Origin of the sequence: Paenibacillus nanchangensis (assembly GCF_046543445.1) — a bacterium.
GTDB lineage: Bacteria > Bacillota > Bacilli > Paenibacillales > Paenibacillaceae > Paenibacillus_AQ > Paenibacillus_AQ nanchangensis.
This window is the reverse complement of sequence record NZ_JBHOFD010000015.1, coordinates 54,439-77,252: the sequence shown is the minus strand read 5'-3', so window position 1 is coordinate 77,252 and position 22,814 is coordinate 54,439. Positions and strand designations below refer to the sequence as shown.

The following is a 22,814-nucleotide window of genomic DNA, read 5'->3' as shown; positions in this document are numbered from 1 at the left end:
TTTAAAGTGAAAAAAAGCATGGGGAGGAAAACATGAAGAAACAGCAGTGGTTGGCCGTTCTTTTGTCCTGCAGCATGTTGTGCGCCCAGTTCATCCAGCCTGCAATGGCGGGGACGGCAGCGGCGGCGGCCGGTACGGGGATATTCATCACAGAGGTGTATCCAGACGACCGGTCCAATCAGAATGAGATTGAGGGAGCGGGCGGGGCGGATCTGTTTGAATTTGTGGAAATTTACAATGCCTCAGACCGGGAACTAGCCTTCAATGAGGAGTATAAAATCCGGTACAACTACAACACCGGCACAAAAGACTTATCCGTAGTGGATGCGGTCTACGGCAATCCTGCGGATGTGGTTATCCCGGCGAACAGCCCGGCCGTATTGTGGATGGAACGGACAAGCTCCTCTATTACCGGCGCCGCGCGGAACCTGACCGAAGCGGATTTCAGACGTTATCATTCCGTACCGGACGGTGTGCCGGTGTTTAAGCTGCGCGGCCAGGACGGGCTTAACAACACGGACCGAGGCCTATACATAACCCGCAAAAATGACAACTCCGCGATTCTCAGCGAGGTGTATTATACCGCGGACGACGTCGGTGACGGGAAAAGCCTGCATCTCCAGCTCCCCTCCAGCGGACCGGTCATGGCTGCTTATGCCCGGGAAGCGCTGCCTTCGGCAGGCTTAACCGAGCCCGGACAGCTCGTTTCCACTGCCAATCAGCCTCCGTCCATCGTCCATAAGCCGGCGGCTTCGGCCGACCGCTTGAAGGATCTGACGGTATCGGCAAGCGTTTATGATGAAGACGGCGATCCGCTGCAGGTCAAGCTGTTCCACAAATCGGCAGTGAACGGCCCGTTTACGGAAGTTCCGGCGCAGTCTGTGCAGGGAGACGTTTATGAGGCCGTTGTTCCTTCCGCCCAGCTGCAGGGGGACAAGCTTTATTATTATTTTGAGGCTTATGACGGCGTTGAAACAACGCGGTCCGAGGAATATGCCGTTCCGCTGACAGGCGCAGCAAATACAGAGGTTCCGCGTATCCTCATTACGGAGATTCTCCCGAATCCGGCCGGCGACTACCGCTGGGGCAGCGGTAACCAATACGAGTATATAGAAATCTACAACAACTCAAATGAGACACTGGATTTGAAGGATTACCGTTTATGGTATCTGTATCCGGGAACCACGGCGCCGAAGCAGTGGACTATTCCACAGCATACGGCCATCGAACCGTACAGCGCGGCGGTGATCTGGTTCGCCAAGGAAGCCATAACCAACGGCCAGGGATACACGACGACGGCGGACTTCAATTTGCACTTTAACTCTACGCTGAAAGACAGCGATGTGATTTTTTACGATAATTCGAAGCCGTCAGATTTCAATCTGCCGAACTCGCTGCAGCGCGGATTTGCCTTATCCGGTCCGGATGAGCCGGACCGTTATCTGGTAGAGGCCTGGTATGACTCAAGCACGCCGGACAGCCCTGACAGGCTGGTCAATGATGTGCGCAACGCCGTAGTGCGTTACACCTACCCGGAAACCGGACATACGATGAAACGTCTGGACAACCGGATGTACGCCAACCCGGGCAGCATCGATCCGGGCCAGGTTCCGTCCGTGGAAGGCGTGGATATGACCGCTCCTGTTCTTGAGCACGAGCAGACACGCTACAATTTGGGCAAAAACGAACCGTACGCTGTGCAGGTAATCAGCAATGAGCCGCTGGCCAGAGCGGAAGTATTTTTTGGTCCGGCAACCAACGAGGCGACGGTCTACACCGGCAGTGTGCCGCTGGAACTGACCGGACAGGAAGCCGGTAAATACGTGTACGGCGGATCGGTGGCTTTTTCAGGGACGGGGGCTTACCGTTATATTGTTGAAGCCGACGACGAAAGCGGTAACCGGACCCGGGTCCCTTACAACTCGCGGGGCGGACTGCTGACCGTAGGTGAAACCGGAACAGGCGCGGAGCTGCCGGAGCCGGGTTTGTCGATTGAAGCGGGCAGCATGTTTAAAGACAAGGCGGCCTTCTACGCTTACGGCGGCAGTGCGCAGGATGCCATCGAGGTCCGGCTGGACGGGCAGCCGCTTCCGGCACGCAAAGCGCTGCCGGGCACCGTACAGCTCGGCATGCAGACACGCGGCGTGGACCAGATTTACCAGGCCTCGGCGAGCGCGCTTGATCCGGCGGGGCAGACTTCCTTTTTTACCCGGATTGTACCGAAATACTCGGATGGCGCGTGGTCCATGTTTCCAATGACCCCGGATCTGTTCGTCACCGGCTCTGTTGTATCGGTCCATACCGGCAACGAAAATGCGCCTTATCAGGTCAGCGAGCATGACAAGGTGTTCGGGATTAACAATCATGATGATTTTGAAGTGATGAATGTGCATCTGGTGCTGCCGGACGGATCGGTTGTGAAGCCTGACAAGGTGCACAGCTACCTGGGCAACCTGAGCCAGACCACGGTAGATTACCGCGAAGATACTTATTATGGACTGGGGGATGCCGACTACGGCAGCAACCCGAACAAACCGATGGTCAGCGATTTCCTTTTCTCCATACCGGACGAAAAGTATACTGCCCGTTATGTGGAGCTGGATACCGCGGGCATGGAAGACGGCGTTTATCCGCTGTCCATGACGCTTGGAACGGATGAGCTTGAAGCTTTTGATGTCATGGTCGACAATACCGATCCTGTCATTGAAGCCATTGTATCCGGCGAAAACAGACCGGTAGAGGAAGGACAAGCCCTCAAAGGAGCTTTCGCGCTCGATGTGGCCGCCTCCGATAACCTGACCGGCATCCGGAAGGTGGAAGCGTTGCTCGATGGCGCGGCGGTGGAGCTGCCGTACTCGACCTCCTCGACAGCTCTTGCACCCGGCGAGCACCGCCTGCAGGTGACTGTACACGACGGAGCGGGGAACACCGCCTCGGCGGAACGCACGTTTTTGATCGGCGAAGAGCAGCCGCTTGCGCCGGGTGAAGTGTCGCCAGCGGACTTTGCGGAAAACGTGCCGGCTGACGCGGCGCTGCGGGCCCATGTCTCCGATCCGAGCGGCGACCGGCTGGACGTCCGGTTCCTTGAGGCGGGCAAATATGATTTTGCGCGCAGCGAAGGAGTAGAGGGCTACCGGAACGTGGCCGACCGTGAGCCTCCGCTCGTATTGACTCCGGAGGGCGAAGCGGGGCTGTCCGCTGAAGAACAGGCGAAAGTCGCCAAGGCGGACGGGGACTATCTGGTATCGGACACGGACGCCGGCTTCCCGTACCACCGGTTTGAAATCGAGCTGGACGAAGCGCTGCAGCCGGGGGACACCGCCGAGCTGTACTGGAAAGGGCGTACGCTGCCCGGCCGGATTGTTACGCTGTACGCATGGGACCACGCAGCGGGCAAGTGGACGGCGCTGAAGTCGGCGACCGGAGACGCGAAGGAAAGCGACATCGAGCTTGCCGCGGAAGTGGAACCGTCCCGTTATGTGCGGGATGGCAAAATTCAGGCGATGGTGCAGGATGAAGTGAAGGGCGTCAACGATCCGTTTACGATTCTCTGGTTTACCGATACGCAGTATTATGCCGAGTCGTATCCGGAGATTTTTGATAAAATGGGCGACTGGATTGTGGACCAGTACCGTAAGGGAACGTTCAGCTACGCCATTCATACCGGCGATATCGTCAACAAAGCGGACGATGAAGCCCAGTGGAAGGTGGCCGACCGGAACCTGGACAAGCTGGACGAAGCCGGCGTGCCTTACGGCGTGCTTGCGGGTAATCATGATGTGATTATCGACGGCGTTGATTATACAAACTACGGACGTTATGTCGGCGCCGGCCGGTACGAAAACAATCCATGGTACGGCGGGCAGATGGACAATAACCGAAACCATTATGATTTGTTTTCGTTTGGCGGGCATGATTTTATTGTCCTGTATATCGGGTTTGGTCTGGAAGATACGCCTGAAACAATCGCATGGGCCAATGAAGTGCTGAAAAAGCATGCGGACCGGGTAGCAATCGTAGGGATGCACGCTTATCTGGAGACAAACGGCACGTTGTCCAACATGGCGCAAAATGTGTTTGATCAAGTCATCGCGCCGAATCCGAATGTCCAGCTCGTGCTGAGCGGCCATTACCATGCGGCCAACCGCGTAGTGAAGACGGTGCAGAACCCGGACGGTTCCTCGCGGCAGGTGATTGAAATGCTGGCGGACTATCAGGGCGGACCGAGCGGCGGCAGCGGTTATCTGCGCCTGCTGAAATTCGACCCGCGAGCGGGAACGCTTGACGTGGATACGTATTCGCCGTATCTCGACGATTACAACTTTTTTGACGATGCGATTGAGGACTTTACCGAGCCGTTTGCCTTCCGGGATACGAAAAAACGGGTGGCTACCGATTATTTTGCGCTGAATGTATACAAGGAGCGCGTGATCGGCCAGCAGAATGATATTGCCTCTGGATCGGAAGCTTCAGCCTTGTGGAAAAATCTCAAGCCTAACCATACCTACTACTGGTACATGGAGCTAACCGATGAGTACGGCGCGGAGCGGCTGAGTCCGATTTACCGCTTCACGACCGGAACCGCCGCGGTTCCTGGTGATGGCGGAGGCAATCCTGGCGGCAACCCGGGCACGAACCCTGGTGATGGCGGAGGCAATCCTGGCGGCAACCCGGGCACGAACCCTGGTGATGGCGGAGGCAATCCTGGCGGCAACCCGGGCACGAACCCTGGTGATGGCGGAAGTAATCCTGGCGGGAATCCGGGTGCGAACCCTGATGACGGCGGAGGCAGTCCTGGTGGGAATCCGGGCACGAACCCGGGCAGTGGCGGCAGCGTTCCGGGATCCAATCCGGGCGGCAGTTCTGCTGGCAGCCCCGGGGCTGCTGCGGGCGGTTCGCAAGGAACGCAGCCGTCCGGCCAAACGCCAGCTGCAGGCGCCGTAACGGTTGCCACCAAGCTCGAAGCGGGCCAAGCAGTGGCTTCGCCGGAAGCTAGCGCACTGAATGAGGCCCTGGCCCAAGCGCAGGTTGTGGATGGAGTCCGCACGATTACCCTTGAGCTGGACGCACAAGGGAAGCAGCATGGAGGGGACGTTGTGCTCCGGCTGCCGTCCGAATTCCTGAAACGCAGCGGCGGCAGCGACCGCTACCGCTTCATTTCTCCGGCAGTGGCCGTAACGCTCCCGTCCGATATGCTCGCGCAGATGCCGAATGCCGGCGAGTATGCAGAGCTTGTGATCGGACGGTCCGTACGGGAAGGCCTCAGCGCCAACGTCCACGCAGGCGTAGGCGAAAGACCGGCCGTGAATTTGTCCCTCCGGATCGGAGGCGCTCCGGCGCAGTGGACTGGCGGCAGTACGGAAGCTGTAATCTCGCTGCCTTACGTTCCGGCTTCGGGAGAACAGACGGATAATCTGGTAATCTGGTCGATTGGAGAGGATGGATCCGCCGCAGCCGTAGCGAACGGACGTTACGATGCGCAGACCGGCTCCATGGTCTTCCGCACAAATCACTTCAGCACGTTTGCGGTGGCATACAAAAAGGTGCCATTTGCGGATGTGCAGGCGAACGATTGGCATTATGCGGCGGTTAACTATCTGTCGGCCCGCGAGATCGTTCAAGGCGCGGGAGCCGGCAGCTTCCGGCCGCAGGCTGGCGTCAGCCGAGCGGACTTCCTGATTATGGCGATGAATGCCTTTGGACTCAAGCCATCCGGCGCGCAAGCGGCAATCAACTTTGCGGATGCCGCGAACAAGTACTACACGCCATATCTGGCGGAAGCCAAACGGCTGGGGCTGGTGAAGGGCGAAGGCGATAACCGGTTCCGTCCGGAAGCCGGGATCACCCGTCAGGATATGATGGTGATGCTGTATCAAGTGGCGGAGCTGTCCGGCTCGAAGCTGCCTTCGCCTTCCGGCGGCAGCGGGTCCGCCGGCATTCAGAACTTCAAGGATGCATCCGAGGTGTCCGGCTACGCTGTGCCTGCCATGGAAGCCATGCTGAAGGCAGGGCTGATCCAGGGCACGGGCGGCGGACGTCTCGATCCCAAAGCCAACACGAACCGCGCCCAAGCGGCGCAAGCGGTCTATAACTTCCTCGGCAGGCTGTAAGCCGGGCGGTGAACTGAAAGCAGCTTCCCACTGTGAAAGTCAGGGGAAGCTGCTTTTTTACTTGTTCGGAAACGCCGGATGACAGACGCTAGATTGCGGCCGTCAGACAGCAGACTGCCCGCCAGATGCAGACGCTAGGCTGCCGCCACCAGAAACCGGGCGCACGATACCGGAAAAACGCCAAACACCCGCACGGATCGGCGTGCGGGTGTGGAGAATAAAAGCGGATCAAGCGCGGGGCTTGAAGATGCCGAACGGGCGGCCGACCGGCAGGAACGTCCGGCCAAAGTGGACGTTCAGCACAGAGGCTCCCGCGCCGTAAAGCGAAAGCAGGCCGATCAGCAGCTCGGATACGGCCGCGAGCTTATGGAACAGCTCCGGCATAATGCCGAAGGCGTCAAACGTAAGGCCGAGAAACAAAAAGTCGATCAAAATAAAAATAAAAAACAGTACTTTATGTGTTTCCGCCGCGCCGATCGTCATAAACAGCGTGAAGACCAGGTAAGCAAAAAACGCGAACCCAAGCTGTTTGCCGTCTACGCTTGCGGCCAGCTCCGGGCCAAAGGTGCCAAGTTTAATCATCCAGCCCGCTGCCATGGCGAACCAGAAAAAAGCGTAGGCGCCAAAGGCGGTCATGCCGAACGTATTATTATGTTTGGCGTCCTGAATGCTGGCGTACAGCTGGGCGAAAGCGCCGAGAAATACCGCCCAGGGTACGATGAAGCTCAAGCCTTCGGTCAGACCCAGCTTCTGGGATGAAGCAACCAGCGTCACGACGGCCAGTCCGAACAGGCCGATTCCGCTGGGATCGGCCGTTACAATTTTTACGTGAGAGGGGGATGCGGTTTGCATGTCGCGTATGAAGCCTCCAAAGTATAATGGGTTGTCCCGTTTCCGCCGATGCCGGATGGGCACTGCAACAGTATATAGTAATTCGGAGGCTTCTCCTAGCCCCTCTGCCGCATATTCCGCAAAGTGTCATAACTAATGAGGACTATGAGGATAAGGCATTCCGGACGCTTAGGATATACTTGGATGTATCGAGCGGATTCACGCCCCGCCGCGGCCGCTGTGCGAAGACATCCGCCGGGCATTCTTCGTAACCGTCAAAAAACGTTGTCAGCGCCGCGCGTCCCTTGGTCAGCGAACCCAGCTTAACCGCATAATCCAGCGAAGTGGCGACCGGCACCCGCCCCTCCAATATAAGCCGGCCGCCGTGCTGGGCGGGCGGGTCGAACACGGCGCGCATCAGGACCAGGTCGCTCATGACTTTGCCTCCGAATTCCTCCGGAACAGTCAGCCGGAACCGGAGCATCGGCTCCAGCAGTTTTGTGCCAATCCGGTTCAGCCCGTCCATAATTCCCATTGGTGTCGCCACAACGAAATCGAGCGGGTGCGTATGCCAGACGTGATGTTCCCCCTGGATGAGGGTAACGCGCAGATCAACCACTTCCCAGCCCGACAGCCCCTGCTGCAGCGCTTCCGGCACCCGGCGCGCCACCTCGTTTTGATACTGCGGCAGCAGATCTTCGGCCCGGACCTCCGCGCTGTACTGCAGTCCGGATCCGCGCGGGAGCGGTTCCATACGGAACCGCAGAATCGCCCAGCACGGCTTCGGCATCGTGTAGGCGACAAAACCTTCGCCCGCTCCCTTGAGCGTCTCCTTATAGATCACCGAAGGCTGGCCAAAGGTCACCTTCAGTCCAAAACGGCTCTCCAGCAGCTGCGACAAAATCTCCAATTGAATCGGCCCCATCACCTTCAGATGAAGCTCGCGCTCTTCCTGAAGCCAATGCAGATCCAGCAGCGGATCTTCGTCGGCGAGCTCCTGCAGCGCCTGAACTACAGCGGGGTATTCCTGTTCGTTTGCCCAGTGCACCTGCACCGTCAGCAGCGGAACGGCAAGCCGGGCTTCCTCGGGAACGCCTTCGCCGCTGCCGAGAATATCGCCGATCCGGGCCTGCTGCAGGCCGCAGACCGCGGCGATATCGCCCGCTTCAAGCAGCCCGGCGTCTTCGGCTTTGCGCCCGTCGATTTTGCGGATTTGCGTGACCTTTTCTTCCAGCCCTTGCGATTTGTTGTGAACGGTCTCCCGGTTGCGCAGCGTTCCCCGGTACAGACGGACAAACGCCATACGTCCCATCGTCTTGTCGCGTTCGATTTTAAAAACGACGCCTGACACCTCCCCATCCCGGTCCCCGGCGGGAGCCGGCAAATAATCGGAGATCGCATCCAGCAGCTCGCGGATACCGATTCCTTTGCCTGAAGCACCGTACACGACTGGAAAAAGAGTGCAGCGGTGTGCTGCAGCCTGGAACGCCGGCTTCCAGCTGCGCAGCGTATCGGGAAAGGCCGGCGGTCCCTGCTCTAAATAACGGTCAAGCAGCTGCTCGTCGGTTTCGGCCAGCGTCTCGACCATGTCGATTCCCGCATCTTTTCCTGCCCGGTCAGGGCAGGCGGACCACAAGTCGAACACGCCCCGGAACCCGTCTTCAACACCGTCCGGGAGCTGAACCGGAACCGCCTGCCGTGACAGCTGTTTGCGGATATCCGCCAGCGTCCGTCCGGCGTCCGCGCCGATCCGGTCCATTTTGTTCACGTAGATTAGAGTAGGGATGCCAAGCCGGCGCAGCGCATGCCAGATCACCTCCGTCTGGGCCTGCACGCCCTCCACCGCGGAAACAATCAGCACGGCCCCGTCCATTACCCGAAGCGAACGTTCCACCTCGGACAAAAAATCCACATGGCCCGGAGTATCGACCAGATTAACGGCAATTCCATTCCAGATGTACATTGTTGTTGCGGACCTCACGGAAATACCGCGCTCCCGTTCCACCTCAAGCCAGTCGGTCTGCGAGGTTCCCCGGTCAACGTTTCCCAGGGAGCGGATGCGACCGCTTTCATAGAGCAGATGTTCAGTTGTGGTTGTTTTGCCGGCATCGACGTGTGCAAAAATCCCGACATTCCGGCGGCTGTGCGTCTGCGCTGTCATATGGGGCCGTCTCCTTTGGAAGGCCATCCGCCCCAAATGCTCAGCGGCAGTCCGTCAGGATCGGGCGCGGTAAAGCGGCGGCCCGAATTCGGCTTGGACTGTATTTCGCCGGTCACAGCACCCGGCGCTTGCAGCGGACGGTACAGCGCGCCGGTTTCCTTCACACGGAGCGGAATGATTGGCCGGAGCCCGCCTTTATGGTCCGTATACTCCAGCTCTGCGGTTGTCATATCCATCACCTGTTCCACAATAGATTAGTTTGGGCAGCCTGCCCTCAGAGTATAGAGATCTATGTTATGTTTGCAATTTACAGCATTTTGCACTTTACAGCAGTTTGCCGCTCAGCACGGCGACCGCTTCGGACACAGCCGCAGCTTCTGCCTCGCTTAACCCGTCGTACCGTTCCTTAACCAGCTGTTCGAGCTTAAGAGAGGCGGCCTGCATCAGTTCTAAACCTGCCGGGGACAGGCTGACATATTGGATCCGTTTATCCTGCAGGCCGGCGGCTTTGCCCACGAGGCCCTTTTCCTGCAGCTTCCGGATTTCCCGGCTGGTGTTCGGCAGCGACATGCCCACACACTGGGCGATTTGGGTCAGCGTAGCCGCCTGCTCAGTCAATAAAAAATGCAGCAGCTCAAAATGCAGCGCGGTCATCCCTTCCGGCCGGACCGCGGTAAGCAGCTGGTGCGACATCTTGTTAAAGGCGATCGCGAATTCAACAAGCTGACGCGGGAACTCTTGATTTGTCATGTCTATCACCTCACGCTATGTAGCTGATTATGACAAATAACGATTGGGAATGCAATCTAATTATCATTTGACAACTATTTACTCCACCGCTATTATAGTTATCAAATGAAAATTATCAATAGATAACAAATGGAGAGGCTGGGTTAAAAGATGAAGACGCTGATTGTGTACGCGCACCCGAACCGGGAAAGTCTGAACGGCGCTTTTTTGGAAGCTGTGCAGAAAGGTATAAGGGCGGGCGGAGCGGGGGAAGAAGTTCAAGTGCTCGATTTGTACCAGGAGGAGTTCAATCCGGTGCTCGTTTATAACAAGGAAAAGCGGAGACGGGATATGCACCGTGATCCTGAAACGGAGAAATACCGGGCTCAGCTGCTGTGGGCGGAGCGGATTGTGATGATTTATCCGATTTTTTGGGGACGTCCGCCCGCGATGCTGCTCGGGTACATCGACCGTCTTTTCAGCTCAAATTTTGCTTACCGGGATCTGCCAAACCGCCTCTATCCCGAAGGGCTGCTGAAGGGAAAAAGCGTTGTCTGCATTTCGACCATGAAGGGTCCGGCAGGGTATATCCGGCTGACGCTCAATAATGCCCATAAGGTGCTGATGAAGCGGGCGCTGTTCCGGTTTGTGGGCATCCGTAAGGTGAAGTTTTTTGAATTTGGATCAATGGAAAGCCCCAAAGGAGGGCATACTCGTAAGCTGGAGAAGGTGCGTCGGTATTTTGCGGGCGGAAAAGGAGCTTAGTTGTTGGCGGCAGTGCGGGACGTCGGGTTGACAATCGGATGACATGTAACTACAATAGTTACAAGATGATCATTTGATTAGGGAGGAATTGTATATGAAAATTATGTTGACCGGAGCCAACGGACAGTTCGGTTCCATTGTAGCCGAAACACTGCTTAAGACCGTGCCTGCCGAAAATCTTGCCGTCAGTGTCCGCGATCCCCAAAAAGCCGAAGGCCTGCGCAGCCGTGGTGTGGAGGTCCGTCATGGCGATTTCGATCTTCCTGAGACGCTGGATACAGCATTTGCCGGCGTAGACCGCCTGCTGATTGTCTCCGCGGATGGAGACAACGAGACGCGGATCCGCCAGCACCGGAATGCCGTTGACGCGGCTGTACGCGCCGGCGTCGGATTTATCGCTTACACCAGTGTAGGACATGCGGACACCAGCTCGCTGTTCCTGGCGCCGGTGCACCGTGCGACGGAAGAAGCGATCAAGGCTTCGGGCATTCCGTACGCCTTTTTGCGGAACAACTGGTATCTGGAGAACGAAGGCGCAACGATTCAAGCGGTACTAAGCGGCGCTCCATGGCTGACTTCGGCAGGAGCCGGTAAAGTCGGCTGGGCGCTCCGCCGCGATTATGCCGAAGCCGCCGCGGCCGTGCTGGCAGGCGAAGGCCATGAGCATGCGGTTTACGAGCTGTCGGGCAAGCCGGTTTCCCAGGAGGAACTGGCCGCGGCTCTGGCAGGTGTGCTGGGGCGTGAGGTTCCGGTGCAGCAGGTCGACGACAAAACCTACGGCGAAATTATGGCCGGAGCGGGTGTTCCTGAAGCTGCGCTGCCGATCGTGGTCGGAATTCAAGCCGCTATCCGTGAAGGCGCGCTCGATATCGAGAGCGGCGATTTGGAGAAGCTGCTGGGCCGGCCGCAGACTCCGCTCGAAACGGGTCTGCGGGAGCTGGCCGGTCAACCGCAGGCTTAATGCATAACCTATGGGCTGTCCTTTAAGGGGCAGCCTGTTTGCGTTTTTTTGAAAAGGGATGTGTCCCAGATACATTGGCTGCTGTGCAGCAGAGAAAGCCTGGTGCCCCCTTGTCCGTATAGAGGAGCGGGAGTGTGGGGAGCAATAAAGCGGGTAAGTTGTTACTGAATTCACTGATTTGGAGAAGGGAGATCAGACCGTAGGGCAAACGCCCTGCCAGAACCTGCTGAACTCAAGCATGTTTTCTACCTCCATGCATAAGGGTGTACTCCCCGGCTCAACTTATAGAGGAGCCACCGAATTTCTAGGAAAAGGGGACCTTTCGAACATGGAGTATGATCATACCAGTCTGCAGTCCGATAAACCGGCGGCCCAGGCCCAGGACTCAGCAGCCCGGCTGCACCGGGCGGTAACGCAGGCCATGAGCCATCCGACAGACCAGATGATTCAACAGGCGGACAATACGCTGACCCATACGGAACAGGCGGTCCGCCAGGCGCAGCAGTCTTCGGGCGAACCCGGCGCGGCACTCGCGCAGGAGATGCTGGAGGAGGAGCGGGAACGGCTGTCCTCCCTGCATCGGCAGAACCAATAGGTAAGCAGGCAGTTGAAAGAGACAGCAGCATGGGCAGCAGCATGAGGCAGTATCATAAAGGCAGAAGCAGAGTCAGAAGCATAGAGGCTTTCGGTAAACAAAGTTATTAACGGTAAGAGGCTGCCTCACAAGTGACAATTCTTGTGGGGCAGCCTGCTTTTGGCAAAAATGAAACCGGGTTGGCAGGAAAAGTATCCTTGCCCCCGGTTTTTTACACATAGGTCATCGTTTTATTTTGTTCCTTGGCTGGCCGCCTTATCCAGCAGTGTTCTTAGGGTTACCGCTAAAGCGAGCGCCCTAAAGTGTGCCGGCTTAGGCCAGTCCAGGCACATCCTCAACCCGGTAATAAACCGGTTTGGAGGCTTCCTCTGCCAGCCGGACCATTTTGTCCGCTCCCGCCGAAGGGCCGCCGATGCGCAGGACGGCGTCGCAGTGCCCGATCAGCCGCATGCCGGTCGGGTGGAACAGCTCCTCGAACAGAGGGTCGTCCGGTCCGGTCGATCCGGCCGTCTCCAAGAGCGGCAGGGAATACCACTCGCCCACAACCGGCAGATGCCCCATCCGGTACAGCTGCAGGGCAGCCTCGTTCATGGCGCGGAGGTTGGCGGCGATCCGGCCGGGATCGTCTCCGGTGCCCGAACGGTAAGGGCCCACGACAAAGATATGCAGCGGAGCCGGAGGCGGCGGCACAAGGCCATGCAGCTTCGCATGCTGCAGGAGCATGATCGTTTTGGCGTCCCGGATTTCGCCCGATTCGATCATGGCAAGCGCCCGGTCGAACGGAAGCTCCAGCACCTCGATATTTTCCTGTTCATCCTCCAGCCCTCCGCCGGTGCCTGTCTTCATGTCATCGGCATATTCCGCGGCAAAAAAGTGCAGCAGCTCGGTGACCGACCCTGGCGACATATAGGCTTCCCCGACTTTGGCCACATCAGATACCCGGTATCCGGTTTCCTCTTCCGCTTCGCGGCGGATGCAGTCCTCCGGGCTGTCCTCGTCGAGCAGACCGGCGCAGGCTTCAATCATCATGCCGCTGCTGTTGCCGTTAATATAGGTCGGCAGGCGGAATTGGCGGGTAAGAATGACAGACCGTCTTCTGCGGTTGTACAGCAGAATGGCCGCACCATTGCCGCGGTCGTAAGCTTCCCGCTGCTGTTCTTCCATTGTGCCGTCAGACCGCCGGTATTCCAGCGTATACTTATTCAGCTTGTACCAGTTGTCGGACAACAGCTGAACCGATTTGATCGTAACATTCGGGTTCATGTTTACATCCTCCTTAAATTAGGGCAGCAGGGGCCGGAACAAAAAGAACCCCATGTCTTTGGATAAACGCAGCTTGCCTGCTTCGTTGATTTTGGATTCCAGGAAAGCGGCAAACGCTTCCAGCCGTTCCCCGCGGAGCAGACGCCCCGCATCCGCCGCGGTGGCCGTCATATAGCCGATCAGCGGACCGGCTTCGTTGACCTCCAGCGCGTCTTCGTACCGGATGAGCCGGACTGCCTCGAAGAAGGCGGCGAACCGCTCGGCTCCGTTATGAAGACTGAACCGTTCCACGGCGCGGTCCAGCACCTGGAGGGAGGAGTCAAATTCGCGGGCCAGCAGCTCCATCTCCCGCAGATGCTCCGGCGTCATCGTGGAGGCAAACAGACTGCCGGACGGGCTGAGCACCCGCCGGAGCTCCGACCCGGCACGGTTCAGGTCCTCCACATGATAAAGCATATGGTTGGCAAAAACGAGATCGAATCTGCCCGGGGGAAACGGCAATGCCTGTATATCGGCGTGCTGAAAGCGGAAGCGCCCGGCAGCATCCTCCAGCGCCGCCCGGGCTTCGTCCAGCATGCCGGAGGAAGCGTCCGCAAGCGTGATATCCCAGTCAGCAGGAATACGCTCCCGGTTCCGGTTCCAGAGCGAAGCGTCGCCGCAGCCGATATCCAGCACCTTAAGCGGCCGGCCGTCAGGTGCAGCTCCGGTCTGAAGCTTGCCGCCCTCCTCCAGCACATGATCGAACAACCAGCGGTGCCAGCCCACCGGGTTCACACTGAAGCTGTCGTAGAGACGCGTCCGGGCCTGAAGCCGGGCGGCATTCAAGTATTGGTCGCTCCAATCGCTGTCCCGGCGCGCCGTCTGGATGATATCCGCCAGCTCCATCCAGTCCGGCTCGTCCGCCCGGCGGTCCAGTGCGCCGATCGACCGGTCGACCGCCTGCTCGACCCGCTGCATGTGGCGGATTTTTTGCCGGATGAGCTGGCGCTGCAGAAAAAGGGAACTCCGTAAGTCTAACCCCTCCGTTTCACGCTCCAGCGCTTCCTGTATATCGTCCAGGCCAAGTCCGATGAACTTGAGGGTCGAAATTTTCTGGAGCCGGATCAGGTCTTCTTTTCCGTACAGCCGGACCCCGTTATGCACCCGGGAAGGCTTCAGCAGACCGATCCGGTCGTAGTAGCGGAGCGCCCTGACCGTGACCCCGGTAAGGCCGAACAACTGTCCGGTCGTCCATTCCGTTTTGTTCAAATGTATTCCCCGCCTTTCATTGCTGCCAGATTATAGGCGCGGCTGCCATGGTTTACTCCGGCATGCTGCTGCGCAGCTATAATGGCCCGATGTTTCATCCAGGCATGATACTGCGCATTTATAACAGCCCTGGCTTTCATCCAGGCACGATGCAGCACAGCCATAACCGCCTGTGCATTGCGCCGAATCCTGCCCAGCGCACACGCCCAGCTTGCCTTCAGTATACCGGGTGACGTCGCGTCACCTGCAAGCGTTTTTTGGAAGAGGCGTTTGCTGGAGCGTGAAAATAGAGTACACTAAATTCAATTTTAGAGCTTGGACACAAAAAAGGGGGAGAAACGAATGGAGCCCATCGGCCGCCCGGATCATTTGGAGGAGTCTAAACTCGAGCTTGAAATCATCGCCTGGGGTTCGCCGCAGTATGAAGAAGCGCTTCTGCTGAGGGACCGTGTACTCCGGCGTCCCCTTGGAATGGATATCCGGAACGATAATTTGCAAGGGGAGCGGGAGGATCTGCATTTTACCGCCCGGCTTGAAGGCCGGATGGCGGGCGTCCTGCTGCTGCGCCGCTCCGGCCTCCACACCTTGCAAATGAAGCAGGTGGCTGTGGACGAGGCTGCCCGGGGACGGAACATCGGACGTGCGCTCGTAGAATATGCGGAGGCCGCAGCGGCGTCCCGGGGCTGCCGGGAGATTACGCTGCATGCCCGTCAGAGCGCGGTCCCTTTTTACGAAAAGCTGGGTTATACCGTAACTGGCGAGCCATTCACGGAAATCGGCCTGCCGCACCGTCATATGACGAAGCGGCTGTAGCAACAGTAAGCCGGCGGCCGCTATCCTGCGGCGCCGGCTTACTGCGTACTGTAAACATAGAGGACTTATGGAGCGCACTAGTGTTTTCCGTTGTTTATCCGTAGAATTGCCGATCTGCTTCAATTTGTTGGAAGATGACGCAAACTCACCCGTAGCTCCCATTTGCGTTACGGCCGGTTCATAATTTTATCTTCACGTTCAATCCGTTCTTTAATGCCGCCGCAGACTCCGGTTCCGTGCTGCATCGGCTCATGCAGACTACCTGAGGTCATTGGCGTGGACGGCGCATCATTGATGTTTTTGGCAACCAGCTTGGCGTTGATGTTCTCCGTCATGTCCGGGAACAGGTGGCTGGACAGCGTAGTGCCTTTGCTGTAGGCCCCTACCTCAACTTCTTCTTTCGGATTTGCGATCAGGTCCACGATGGCATCCACCACATGATCGGGATCTTCCATCGGCTTCATGCGGGCGGTCCGTCCGGTATAGTTGCCTGTATGGTCGAACCAAGGGGTATCGGTCGCCCAAGGATGCACGAGGCAGACGTGAATATCGCCCAGGCCTTCGAGCTCCATTTCCCGGTGCAGCCCTTTGGTCAGGCCAGTCACGGCAAATTTGGTTGCACTGTAGGCCGTGTAGTACGGAAACCCGACTTTTCCGGCGATTGATCCGACATTGATAAGTGTTCCCGCTTTCCACTGTTTAAAATGGCGCAGCGCAATCTGGCTGCCGTACATCGTCCCCAGCAGGTTGGTTTGCGTCACCCGGTTCAAATCTTCGGCCGGAAGATCCGTAAACGGTCCAATTAATCCTACACCCGCGTTATTGATCCATACGTCAATCCGCCCGAACCGCGCAACAGCTTCGCCCGCCAGCCGCTCGATTTCCTCCGGTTTCCCGACATCCGTAGGGACGGCAAATGCGCTGCCGCCGCATTCCCGCACAAGCTCTTCAAGGAGCTCGGTCCGGCGGGCGGCGAGCACGACATTGGCTCCCTGCGCGGCAAGCTTCAACGCCACACCCTTTCCGAATCCGCTGGATGCGCCTGTAACGACAACCGTTTTTCCCCGCACTGCTTCTTCCTGGCTCATCTGTGTCTCCTCCGTTTCGGTAAATGGTTTGACCGGCACTGGTCACCTTATTAACATACCCGGAATAGAGAAAGAGTCTTCTTTTGTGGATAAAATAGAACGGTTATAGGCAGCGCCAAAGGATGCGGGTAATAAAAATTACGTGGACGCGCAGGGGTGGACGGAACTCTCGGCCTTCTCCCGCGTATAACAACGCAAAACGTATAGACTGGATTAAAAAGTCCCAATTTGCCGCAGTGTCGGCTTAGTTTTACCTTCAATTCTTGAGTATAGTCGATTTAAGAAAGCGAACCCTATGATCGCGTGGAGGAGGACACATTATGAACGGTATGACGCAACTTGAGACGCAGGAGGAACTTCGCTCGGCGCTGGCCGAGGTCGAGGAATGGGAGAAGGACCAGAAAAAGCTGATGATCTGGGACCGCATGGCCCGGCTGCCCTTCAAGCTTCTGGATAAGGCAACGCCCAAATTCATTCACGACAAAGTCGGCCAGCTGCTGGACGAGATCGGCGGGTATATCCAGAATGGAGGCAATTATCTTGTGGCCGGAAAAATGGTGGGGGAGCTGCTCGCAGAACGAAACCAGGCCGCCGGCGGAACCGGAAGCGGTCCTTATCCGGTCAAAATTATGGACGAAGCGGCGCAGCGGCTGACCGAGACGCGGCGGAATATGGCTACGGCGCAGGGGGCGACCACCGGATTCGGCGGTATTTTTACGCTGGCAGCGGACATTCCGGCTATCCTGGGGCTTTCGCTCAAGGTCATTCAGGAGATTGCGCTCTGCTACGGCTATGATCCTACGACCAAAGAAGAACGGATTTTCACGGTAAAAGTAATGCAGTTCGCCTCCTCCGATATTGTGGGAAAACAGGCGATATTGCAGGAGCTGGATCAGCTGGACGCTGCAGCGGAGGGACGAGCGCCGGGAACGGAAACCGCTGTTTCCAAAATCCAGGGCTGGCGTGAAGTGATGACGGTCTACCGCGACAACTGGGGCTGGAAAAAAATGCTCCAGGCGGTGCCGATCGCCGGAATGTTTTTTGGCGCTTACACCAACCGGAAGGCGCTGGAGGATGTGGCCGAAGCGGCGCATATGCTGTACAAAAAACGCCGGATTATGGCCCGTCTGGCCGAAATGGGAGGGGGCACGTTATAAACGCGCCCCTGGCGCTGCCTATTCCTCAAATGACAGATTGGACGGCTCATCCAGCAGCTCATAGTCGAGCTCAAGATTCGTAGTGGGCACGCTGGTGTCCACTTCTTCGAACGAGAATCCGTCGACCCAGACCTGTCCCGTGCCCATCAGCAGCACGCCGAAGGAGATCATTGCGCTTGTATCGGGAATATCCAGCACAATCGAATACAGGTTCCACTGCGTGTCCCCCTGAATCGGACGGTTGTTCATGTTATCGAACTGCAGCACATCCTGGGCTTGATTATCCACCCGCATCCACAAGCCGCAGTAGTCCTTAACCCGGCTGGTTTTGACAAAAGCGGACATCCGCATCCGTTTGCCCAAATATTTGCCAGCCTTGAACTGCTGCATCAGTGTGGCGAATTCGGCGGGCTCCTGGACGGTCATAGACTTCAGATAACCCGAAGCGTTTCCTTGGTGCACCGTGGCGCGGTCGACGCCGATTTCATAATTGTGCGGATGGCTTCCGCTTAGAATCCAGCCTTTTACCGGTGTTTTGTAATCGGTCATTGTTGATGCTCCTTTCTGGATGGTCTGGGAGGCGAACAGCTTGCGGTAGCGCCCCGGAGGGACGCCGTACATCCGCTTGAACGCCCGGGTGAACGCTTCCTGGCTCTCAAAGCCGTAGTTCAAGGAAATTTCCAGAATCCCCGCATCCCCGTGCAGCAGCTCCCGGGACGCGGAACATAGTCTGCGGGTGCGGATGTAGTCGCCGATACTCATCCCTACCTCCCTGCGGAATACCCGGTGGAAATGGTAGGGGGACAACCCCACATGAGCGGCGATCCCTTCCAGCCGGAGCGGTTCTTCCAGATGGTCCTCCATGAACTCGATGCTTTGTTGGATTAAGGTTTTGTTGTTCATGTGTCCCTCCTTTGATATTGACTATATCAGACGGGTGATGCTGTTTTTTGACCGTTCTTGCGGACCTTGGACTGGGTGTGCGCCCGGATGGGAACAAGGTCACCATAACCACAAAAAGGGCCACACCATAGGTCTAAGTAGGGCGGGTTGCCCATTAACCGTCAAACGGCTGTCCCAGAAGTGATTTACGTAAGAAAGAAAGCTTCCAAGTTACACGAATTGCTAATAAAGAAAGCCGCACCGTAGATGGGGAGTGGGAAGTTCCTCGTACGGTCCGGCTATTTTCTTTGGGCGGAACCATCGGATTGTAACACTCAAAGGGTGATGATCTAGCAGAGTGGTCTCAAGCGCATAAAAGACAACCACTCCGATCGCTGCATCACGAGGCTGGTTTGTATGAAAAATCGTACAAAATCCCTGCGATTGAGCTCGCCCGTTAGACCGCTACTGACCCAAAGTGTGTCAATTATTATCACTAGTGAGCTCTGAATCACACGTACGCCTGGTTAGATACGTAAGCGTAGACACCCCATGAAGTGAGCCAAGTGTATTACGAAGCAAGGGCTGTTCCCCGTCACACTACGATTTATGGGACAGCCCCTTTGATCTTGCGATGTGAAATGCGGCTATAGGACAGCCTGCCCGGACGGTTCAGACGGTTCAGGCTGTTCAGGCTGACTTGATTGGCTGGGCTGTTCACCGCGGCTGCGGACCCACTCGGTGAAATAGGTGTAATCCGTTTCCACCTGATTGGCGTAAGCCACGGCAAAAGAAGCCAGATGCCGGGCAAAGGCGTCCCGATCGGAGCCAATGGCTTTGGCGATTTCCCGCTCGCTATGGTAAGGCAAAATGCCGCTGTCGACGTCGGCGTCCGCGCGGGCATGCATTTTGGCGGTCAGCTGGGCCATTTGAGACAGGACGCTCTCCATTTCGTCTGCTGTGGCAATCTGCTCGAGCTTCAGTCTTTTTTTGTAAGGGGAGCGCTCGCGGACATAGAAATGCCGGTCGTCCATGGTAAAGAATCCGAGATACGGATCGGCCTTATGGTGCATAGCCTGCTGCGTGGCCGTCACCCGTTTGCCCTGGTGGCTGAAGGTGTGCCAGAAGGAAGCCGAATACGGCAAAAAATAAGCCGGTACGGGAACGCGTACTTCCTTCGCTTCCAGCACAAAATCGTCGAGCCCGTTCTCTTCGGCGCCGCCTTCGGTCAGCACATAATAGCGGTCGAGGCCGATGGAGGCGGTACCGGAGCCGTGTTTGACGGCGATGTCTTTGATCCGGTAGTGCTCCGGAGCTTTCCCATGATTTGCTACAGTCTCGATGTACGAGCCCCAAGCCTCTTCCAGCCGGGCCTGTTCTTCCGCGGAGGGCACCGCCAGCTCGCTGTTCTCCAGAAAAACGCGGTCCTGCTGCATTTGCGAAGTCACTTTTTCCAGAAAGTGGCCTTGTTTGCGTTTTTTCAGCTTGCGCAGCAGCTTTTTGACCGGACCCTTGGCCGTTGTCTCGTCCACAACAAAGGTACCGGCATCCTCCCGCCCGCTGGCGAAGCGGCGGATTTGCTTGGCGTATGTCCGCAGGTAGCCCTGAATGAAAGCATGCTGCTCCGCCGCACTGTAACCGAGCTGGCGGCAAACCAGCGCAACGCTGACACTCATGCGCAAAACGTCATACAGGTAAGAGCCGACATACCCCTCGTCAAAGTCGTTTACATCGTAGACAATCGAACCCGTTTCGTCGGTAAATGCGCCGAAGTTCTCGAAATGCAGGTCGCCTTGAATCCAGGTCGGCCGTTCGGGTGAGGTGTGATAGGGGAAATACTGGCGGGTCACGTCAAAATAAAACAAATAAGCGCTTCCCCGGTAAAAGGAGAAGGGGCTGAGCGACATTTTGCGGTATTTTTCGGTGCGTTTGCCAGCATCCAGGGACATGATGGTGCCGTCAAATTCATCGAATATCGAAATCAGCATTTCCCTGCGCAGCTTGGCCCGGGTGCGCAGGACGCCCGAGGTAATCGATTCATCTATCATGGGTAAAATCTCCTTTTTTGGGTGCATGGGTGTTTCTATGAGTCTATCATAACCGGATTTGTGCCTCCACAATTAACCTAAATAGGCCAGCCAGAAGTTTTCCGGCTGACCTAATCATATGAAAAGGACCGGTGCCGCCAACATGGCTTAGACCGGCCGCTAGCACTATTTATTTGAATCGGGTCTGAAGTTTGGCTTCAAGCATAACCTGGTGCTCCAGAATATCCGTAAGCAGTTCATACAGCATTTCGTTGGTCACTTCGGCGGCCTTCAGGCTGCTGATCCGGCGGTCGGAATGCTTGCTCCGGATTTCTTCCAGCCGCGTGCGAAGCGGATCGGCGGGGATATGAAAATGCCCGGCTTTAGTCAACGGTTTTTTCGATGCCATGCTGCACCACCACCTTCCATTCCGCATTGCGGTCGAGATTGGTTGTACGGAGGGTGTATTCACCAGGCTCTTCGCTGCTTATGGTGATCTCCGCTGTCCCCTTGCTTGCTTTGACGGATTGGCTCATGCCGTTCATCTCCAGGGCGATTTCATCATCAAAATCCTTCGCTACCTTGCCCTTCCAATCAGTCACGGTAATCTGCACGGTCAAGGTATCTTCCCCGTCTGCCGCAATCGCCGGTTTATCGGCTTCCATCAAGGCCACTGTGCCGACGAATTCGTCGTCAATATAACGCATGAGAAGCAGATTTTGGTTGTTGTACAACTCCTCGTCGATCGGAATCAGGCGCTCGGATTGTACTTCGCCGGAAAGCTGGCTCAGACTTACAACACGTTTTTCTTCGTTTATTTGGGCATAAAAATTAGGCAAATTCAATCACCTCCCAGATATAATGATAATAGCCGGCATTGAAACTACCTAGGACAGCCCCTACGCTAAGAATATTGTCTTCAATCAAGTTAGCGGTTAAACCGCCATAGGTGTTAAAATTCATGTCGCTTGAACTAAAACTCCAGCCGCAGGCATGAATTTGAACAAAAGTCTTGGTTCGGTCAACGGGGGTTATAACAATATTTTCAACTCGCGTACCACCTTCAGGAAATCGAATCGTTGAAAATCCCCGCTGAACCGCCTTGATCCCCACACCTTTCCACCCCGTTCCATTGTGAAATTGCAATCTGCCATCTTTTACTTGGAGGTCAACACTGGCTGTATTGGCTCCAAGCGATGAGTTTAAATAAATACGGTTGCCAAGCCGCTGAGCCAGCACAATACGGTTCATTGCGTCGTAATGCCGCGGAGAATTCGTCCACCCCCCGATCTTGGGAGTTATTTCTTGGGTTGTCGGATCGATATCCGCATACAAGTACTCCCGGTCATTTAAGGTATAGGTTCCTTTTTTCACCGTAAAGTAACTTCCCGCCGCCGGATTCATCACATACAGAGGTTCGGAAAACGTGAGCGAACCATTCCGGTTATCGGTAACGGTTCCGCCAGGCATAATCATCAATCCCTGCAGGCGTGATGTCAGTCCCCACGGCCTCAAGTCTTCCAGCGCATCATAGTCCTGCTTGTCGTACGCATAAACGCTGAAGCAACTTACTATAGTAGAATCATTGTCCGGGCTGAGCCCAGTGATCGTAAGCCGGATATAACTGGCCGAAACAGGCTGATCAAACCAATGATGAGTAACAAAAGGTTTTTGGTTGTATGAATAGACGGTTTGCCAATTTTGATTATCCGAACTGGTTAGAATTTGAAAAGATGCCGGACTATATTGTTCGCCAGTCGGGTCAAAGGATATGCCGTGAATTTCAGTATAGGTTTTACCAAGACTCACCGTCAGAGATTGAGGGGCAGGGTGGAACTGCCCGGATAATACCCAACGATGGGCGGGCCAGGCATCATCCGACAATCTATCATATGGGTTCGTAGGTAACCCATGCAAAGTTCCAGCAGTGATCGTTATAGGCCTAAACTTTGCCACATTTACGCTCATGCGGCCATTGTGAAGATGTCTCCGCTCCAAAGCCCCAAACGCGATTCCGTCTCCTCCGATTTTCGGTCCGTCTCCATCCTTGCCGGTATGGCCGTGGCCGGCACCGCCGCGGAACAATTTGTCCGTGGCTTCAATATTGTCATTTTGTGCAATCCGTCTGACCGTATCGGTGGGCTCAAACGTGGACAGCCCGCTCGGCAGTTTTTTCGGCATCGG

At 56.5% G+C, this 22,814-nt stretch carries 18 protein-coding genes; 6 read left to right on the top strand and 12 right to left on the bottom strand.

All coding sequences use genetic code 11. The features are described 5' to 3' along the window. Positions 1-32: 32 nt before the first annotated feature. Positions 33-6,110 (top strand): S-layer homology domain-containing protein, encoded by a 6,078-nt coding sequence (locus ACE6ED_RS13915; RefSeq protein WP_410827774.1) that lies wholly within the window; start codon positions 33-35, stop codon positions 6,108-6,110. Between the two features lie 228 nt (positions 6,111-6,338). On the opposite strand, the gene ACE6ED_RS13910 is transcribed toward ACE6ED_RS13915, so the two are convergent. The 4 genes from ACE6ED_RS13910 to ACE6ED_RS13895 form a co-directional block, all read right to left on the bottom strand. Then, positions 6,339-6,962, bottom strand: a complete 624-nt coding sequence (locus tag ACE6ED_RS13910) for an acetate uptake transporter (RefSeq protein ID WP_410827773.1) — start codon at positions 6,960-6,962, stop codon at positions 6,339-6,341. A 142-nt stretch (positions 6,963-7,104) separates the two neighbouring features. Then, entirely contained in the window at positions 7,105-9,102 is a 1,998-nt protein-coding gene (locus ACE6ED_RS13905) for a GTP-binding protein (protein ID WP_410827772.1), read from the bottom strand. Next, positions 9,099-9,332, bottom strand: a complete 234-nt coding sequence (locus ACE6ED_RS13900; RefSeq protein WP_410827771.1) for a hypothetical protein — start codon at positions 9,330-9,332, stop codon at positions 9,099-9,101. The genes ACE6ED_RS13905 and ACE6ED_RS13900 overlap by 4 nt, the downstream gene beginning before the upstream one ends. A gap of 94 nt (positions 9,333-9,426) precedes the next feature. Next, positions 9,427-9,852, bottom strand: a complete 426-nt coding sequence (locus tag ACE6ED_RS13895) for a MarR family winged helix-turn-helix transcriptional regulator (RefSeq protein WP_410827770.1) — start codon at positions 9,850-9,852, stop codon at positions 9,427-9,429. Positions 9,853-10,002: 150 nt separating this feature from the next. On the opposite strand from ACE6ED_RS13895, the gene ACE6ED_RS13890 reads away from it, so the two are divergent. From ACE6ED_RS13890 to ACE6ED_RS13880, 3 genes are all read left to right on the top strand, one after another. Beyond that, positions 10,003-10,596, top strand: coding sequence for an NAD(P)H-dependent oxidoreductase (locus ACE6ED_RS13890; RefSeq protein ID WP_410827769.1), 594 nt, complete (start codon positions 10,003-10,005; stop codon positions 10,594-10,596). 94 nt (positions 10,597-10,690) lie between these two features. Next, complete coding sequence (locus ACE6ED_RS13885) at positions 10,691-11,557, top strand: SDR family oxidoreductase (RefSeq protein ID WP_410827768.1); 867 nt, start codon at positions 10,691-10,693, stop codon at positions 11,555-11,557. 328 nt (positions 11,558-11,885) lie between these two features. Then, a complete protein-coding gene (locus ACE6ED_RS13880) occupies positions 11,886-12,152 on the top strand; it encodes a hypothetical protein (protein WP_410827767.1) in 267 nt (88 codons plus the stop codon). 312 nt (positions 12,153-12,464) lie between these two features. On the opposite strand, the gene nudK is transcribed toward ACE6ED_RS13880, so the two are convergent. Continuing rightward, positions 12,465-13,415, bottom strand: coding sequence for a GDP-mannose pyrophosphatase NudK (nudK, locus tag ACE6ED_RS13875; RefSeq protein WP_410827766.1), 951 nt, complete (start codon positions 13,413-13,415; stop codon positions 12,465-12,467). Positions 13,416-13,433: 18 nt separating this feature from the next. Beyond that, positions 13,434-14,663 carry a MerR family transcriptional regulator gene (locus ACE6ED_RS13870; RefSeq protein ID WP_410827765.1) on the bottom strand — a complete coding sequence of 410 codons (1,230 nt, stop codon included), beginning with the start codon at positions 14,661-14,663 and terminating at the stop codon, positions 13,434-13,436. Between the two features lie 342 nt (positions 14,664-15,005). Here ACE6ED_RS13870 and ACE6ED_RS13865 point away from each other — a divergent pair, with 342 nt between their 5' ends. Further along, positions 15,006-15,476, top strand: a complete 471-nt coding sequence (locus tag ACE6ED_RS13865) for a GNAT family N-acetyltransferase (protein WP_410827764.1) — start codon at positions 15,006-15,008, stop codon at positions 15,474-15,476. A gap of 167 nt (positions 15,477-15,643) precedes the next feature. Here ACE6ED_RS13865 and ACE6ED_RS13860 read toward each other — a convergent pair whose 3' ends face one another. Then, positions 15,644-16,564, bottom strand: coding sequence for an SDR family NAD(P)-dependent oxidoreductase (locus ACE6ED_RS13860; protein WP_410827763.1), 921 nt, complete (start codon positions 16,562-16,564; stop codon positions 15,644-15,646). Positions 16,565-16,893: 329 nt separating this feature from the next. Between ACE6ED_RS13860 and ACE6ED_RS13855 the strand changes: the two genes are divergently transcribed. Further along, positions 16,894-17,721, top strand: a complete 828-nt coding sequence (locus ACE6ED_RS13855) for an EcsC family protein (RefSeq protein WP_410827849.1) — start codon at positions 16,894-16,896, stop codon at positions 17,719-17,721. Positions 17,722-17,739: 18 nt separating this feature from the next. On the opposite strand, the gene ACE6ED_RS13850 is transcribed toward ACE6ED_RS13855, so the two are convergent. The 5 genes from ACE6ED_RS13850 to ACE6ED_RS13830 form a co-directional block, all read right to left on the bottom strand. After that, positions 17,740-18,624 carry a helix-turn-helix transcriptional regulator gene (locus ACE6ED_RS13850; RefSeq protein ID WP_410827762.1) on the bottom strand — a complete coding sequence of 295 codons (885 nt, stop codon included), beginning with the start codon at positions 18,622-18,624 and terminating at the stop codon, positions 17,740-17,742. A 626-nt stretch (positions 18,625-19,250) separates the two neighbouring features. Continuing rightward, a complete protein-coding gene (locus tag ACE6ED_RS13845; RefSeq protein ID WP_410827761.1) occupies positions 19,251-20,651 on the bottom strand; it encodes a DUF2252 domain-containing protein in 1,401 nt (466 codons plus the stop codon). Between the two features lie 169 nt (positions 20,652-20,820). Then, complete coding sequence (locus ACE6ED_RS13840; RefSeq protein ID WP_410827760.1) at positions 20,821-21,039, bottom strand: hypothetical protein; 219 nt, start codon at positions 21,037-21,039, stop codon at positions 20,821-20,823. After that, on the bottom strand, positions 21,014-21,469 hold the full coding sequence (locus tag ACE6ED_RS13835; protein WP_410827759.1) for an Ig-like domain-containing protein: 456 nt from the start codon (positions 21,467-21,469) through the stop codon (positions 21,014-21,016). The genes ACE6ED_RS13840 and ACE6ED_RS13835 overlap by 26 nt, the downstream gene beginning before the upstream one ends. Beyond that, on the bottom strand, positions 21,462-22,811 hold the full coding sequence (locus ACE6ED_RS13830) for a discoidin domain-containing protein (protein ID WP_410827758.1): 1,350 nt from the start codon (positions 22,809-22,811) through the stop codon (positions 21,462-21,464). Before ACE6ED_RS13830 ends, ACE6ED_RS13835 begins: the two co-directional genes overlap by 8 nt. Positions 22,812-22,814: the final 3 nt, after the last annotated feature.

What these genes read in the sequence shown, in the direction of transcription:
- ACE6ED_RS13915 (WP_410827774.1), top strand. Translation starts at nt 33, where the DNA reads ATGAAGAAACAGCAGTGGTTGGCCGTTCTTTTGTCCTGCAGCATGTTG.
- ACE6ED_RS13910 (WP_410827773.1), bottom strand. Translation starts at nt 6,962, where the DNA reads ATGCAAACCGCATCCCCCTCTCACGTAAAAATTGTAACGGCCGATCCC.
- ACE6ED_RS13905 (WP_410827772.1), bottom strand. Translation starts at nt 9,102, where the DNA reads ATGACAGCGCAGACGCACAGCCGCCGGAATGTCGGGATTTTTGCACAC.
- ACE6ED_RS13900 (WP_410827771.1), bottom strand. Translation starts at nt 9,332, where the DNA reads ATGACAACCGCAGAGCTGGAGTATACGGACCATAAAGGCGGGCTCCGG.
- ACE6ED_RS13895 (WP_410827770.1), bottom strand. Translation starts at nt 9,852, where the DNA reads ATGACAAATCAAGAGTTCCCGCGTCAGCTTGTTGAATTCGCGATCGCC.
- ACE6ED_RS13890 (WP_410827769.1), top strand. Translation starts at nt 10,003, where the DNA reads ATGAAGACGCTGATTGTGTACGCGCACCCGAACCGGGAAAGTCTGAAC.
- ACE6ED_RS13885 (WP_410827768.1), top strand. Translation starts at nt 10,691, where the DNA reads ATGAAAATTATGTTGACCGGAGCCAACGGACAGTTCGGTTCCATTGTA.
- ACE6ED_RS13880 (WP_410827767.1), top strand. Translation starts at nt 11,886, where the DNA reads ATGGAGTATGATCATACCAGTCTGCAGTCCGATAAACCGGCGGCCCAG.
- nudK (WP_410827766.1), bottom strand. Translation starts at nt 13,415, where the DNA reads ATGAACCCGAATGTTACGATCAAATCGGTTCAGCTGTTGTCCGACAAC.
- ACE6ED_RS13865 (WP_410827764.1), top strand. Translation starts at nt 15,006, where the DNA reads ATGGAGCCCATCGGCCGCCCGGATCATTTGGAGGAGTCTAAACTCGAG.
- ACE6ED_RS13860 (WP_410827763.1), bottom strand. Translation starts at nt 16,564, where the DNA reads ATGAGCCAGGAAGAAGCAGTGCGGGGAAAAACGGTTGTCGTTACAGGC.
- ACE6ED_RS13855 (WP_410827849.1), top strand. Translation starts at nt 16,894, where the DNA reads ATGACGCAACTTGAGACGCAGGAGGAACTTCGCTCGGCGCTGGCCGAG.
- ACE6ED_RS13850 (WP_410827762.1), bottom strand. Translation starts at nt 18,624, where the DNA reads ATGAACAACAAAACCTTAATCCAACAAAGCATCGAGTTCATGGAGGAC.
- ACE6ED_RS13845 (WP_410827761.1), bottom strand. Translation starts at nt 20,651, where the DNA reads ATGATAGATGAATCGATTACCTCGGGCGTCCTGCGCACCCGGGCCAAG.
- ACE6ED_RS13840 (WP_410827760.1), bottom strand. Translation starts at nt 21,039, where the DNA reads ATGGCATCGAAAAAACCGTTGACTAAAGCCGGGCATTTTCATATCCCC.
- ACE6ED_RS13830 (WP_410827758.1), bottom strand. Translation starts at nt 22,811, where the DNA reads ATGCCGAAAAAACTGCCGAGCGGGCTGTCCACGTTTGAGCCCACCGAT.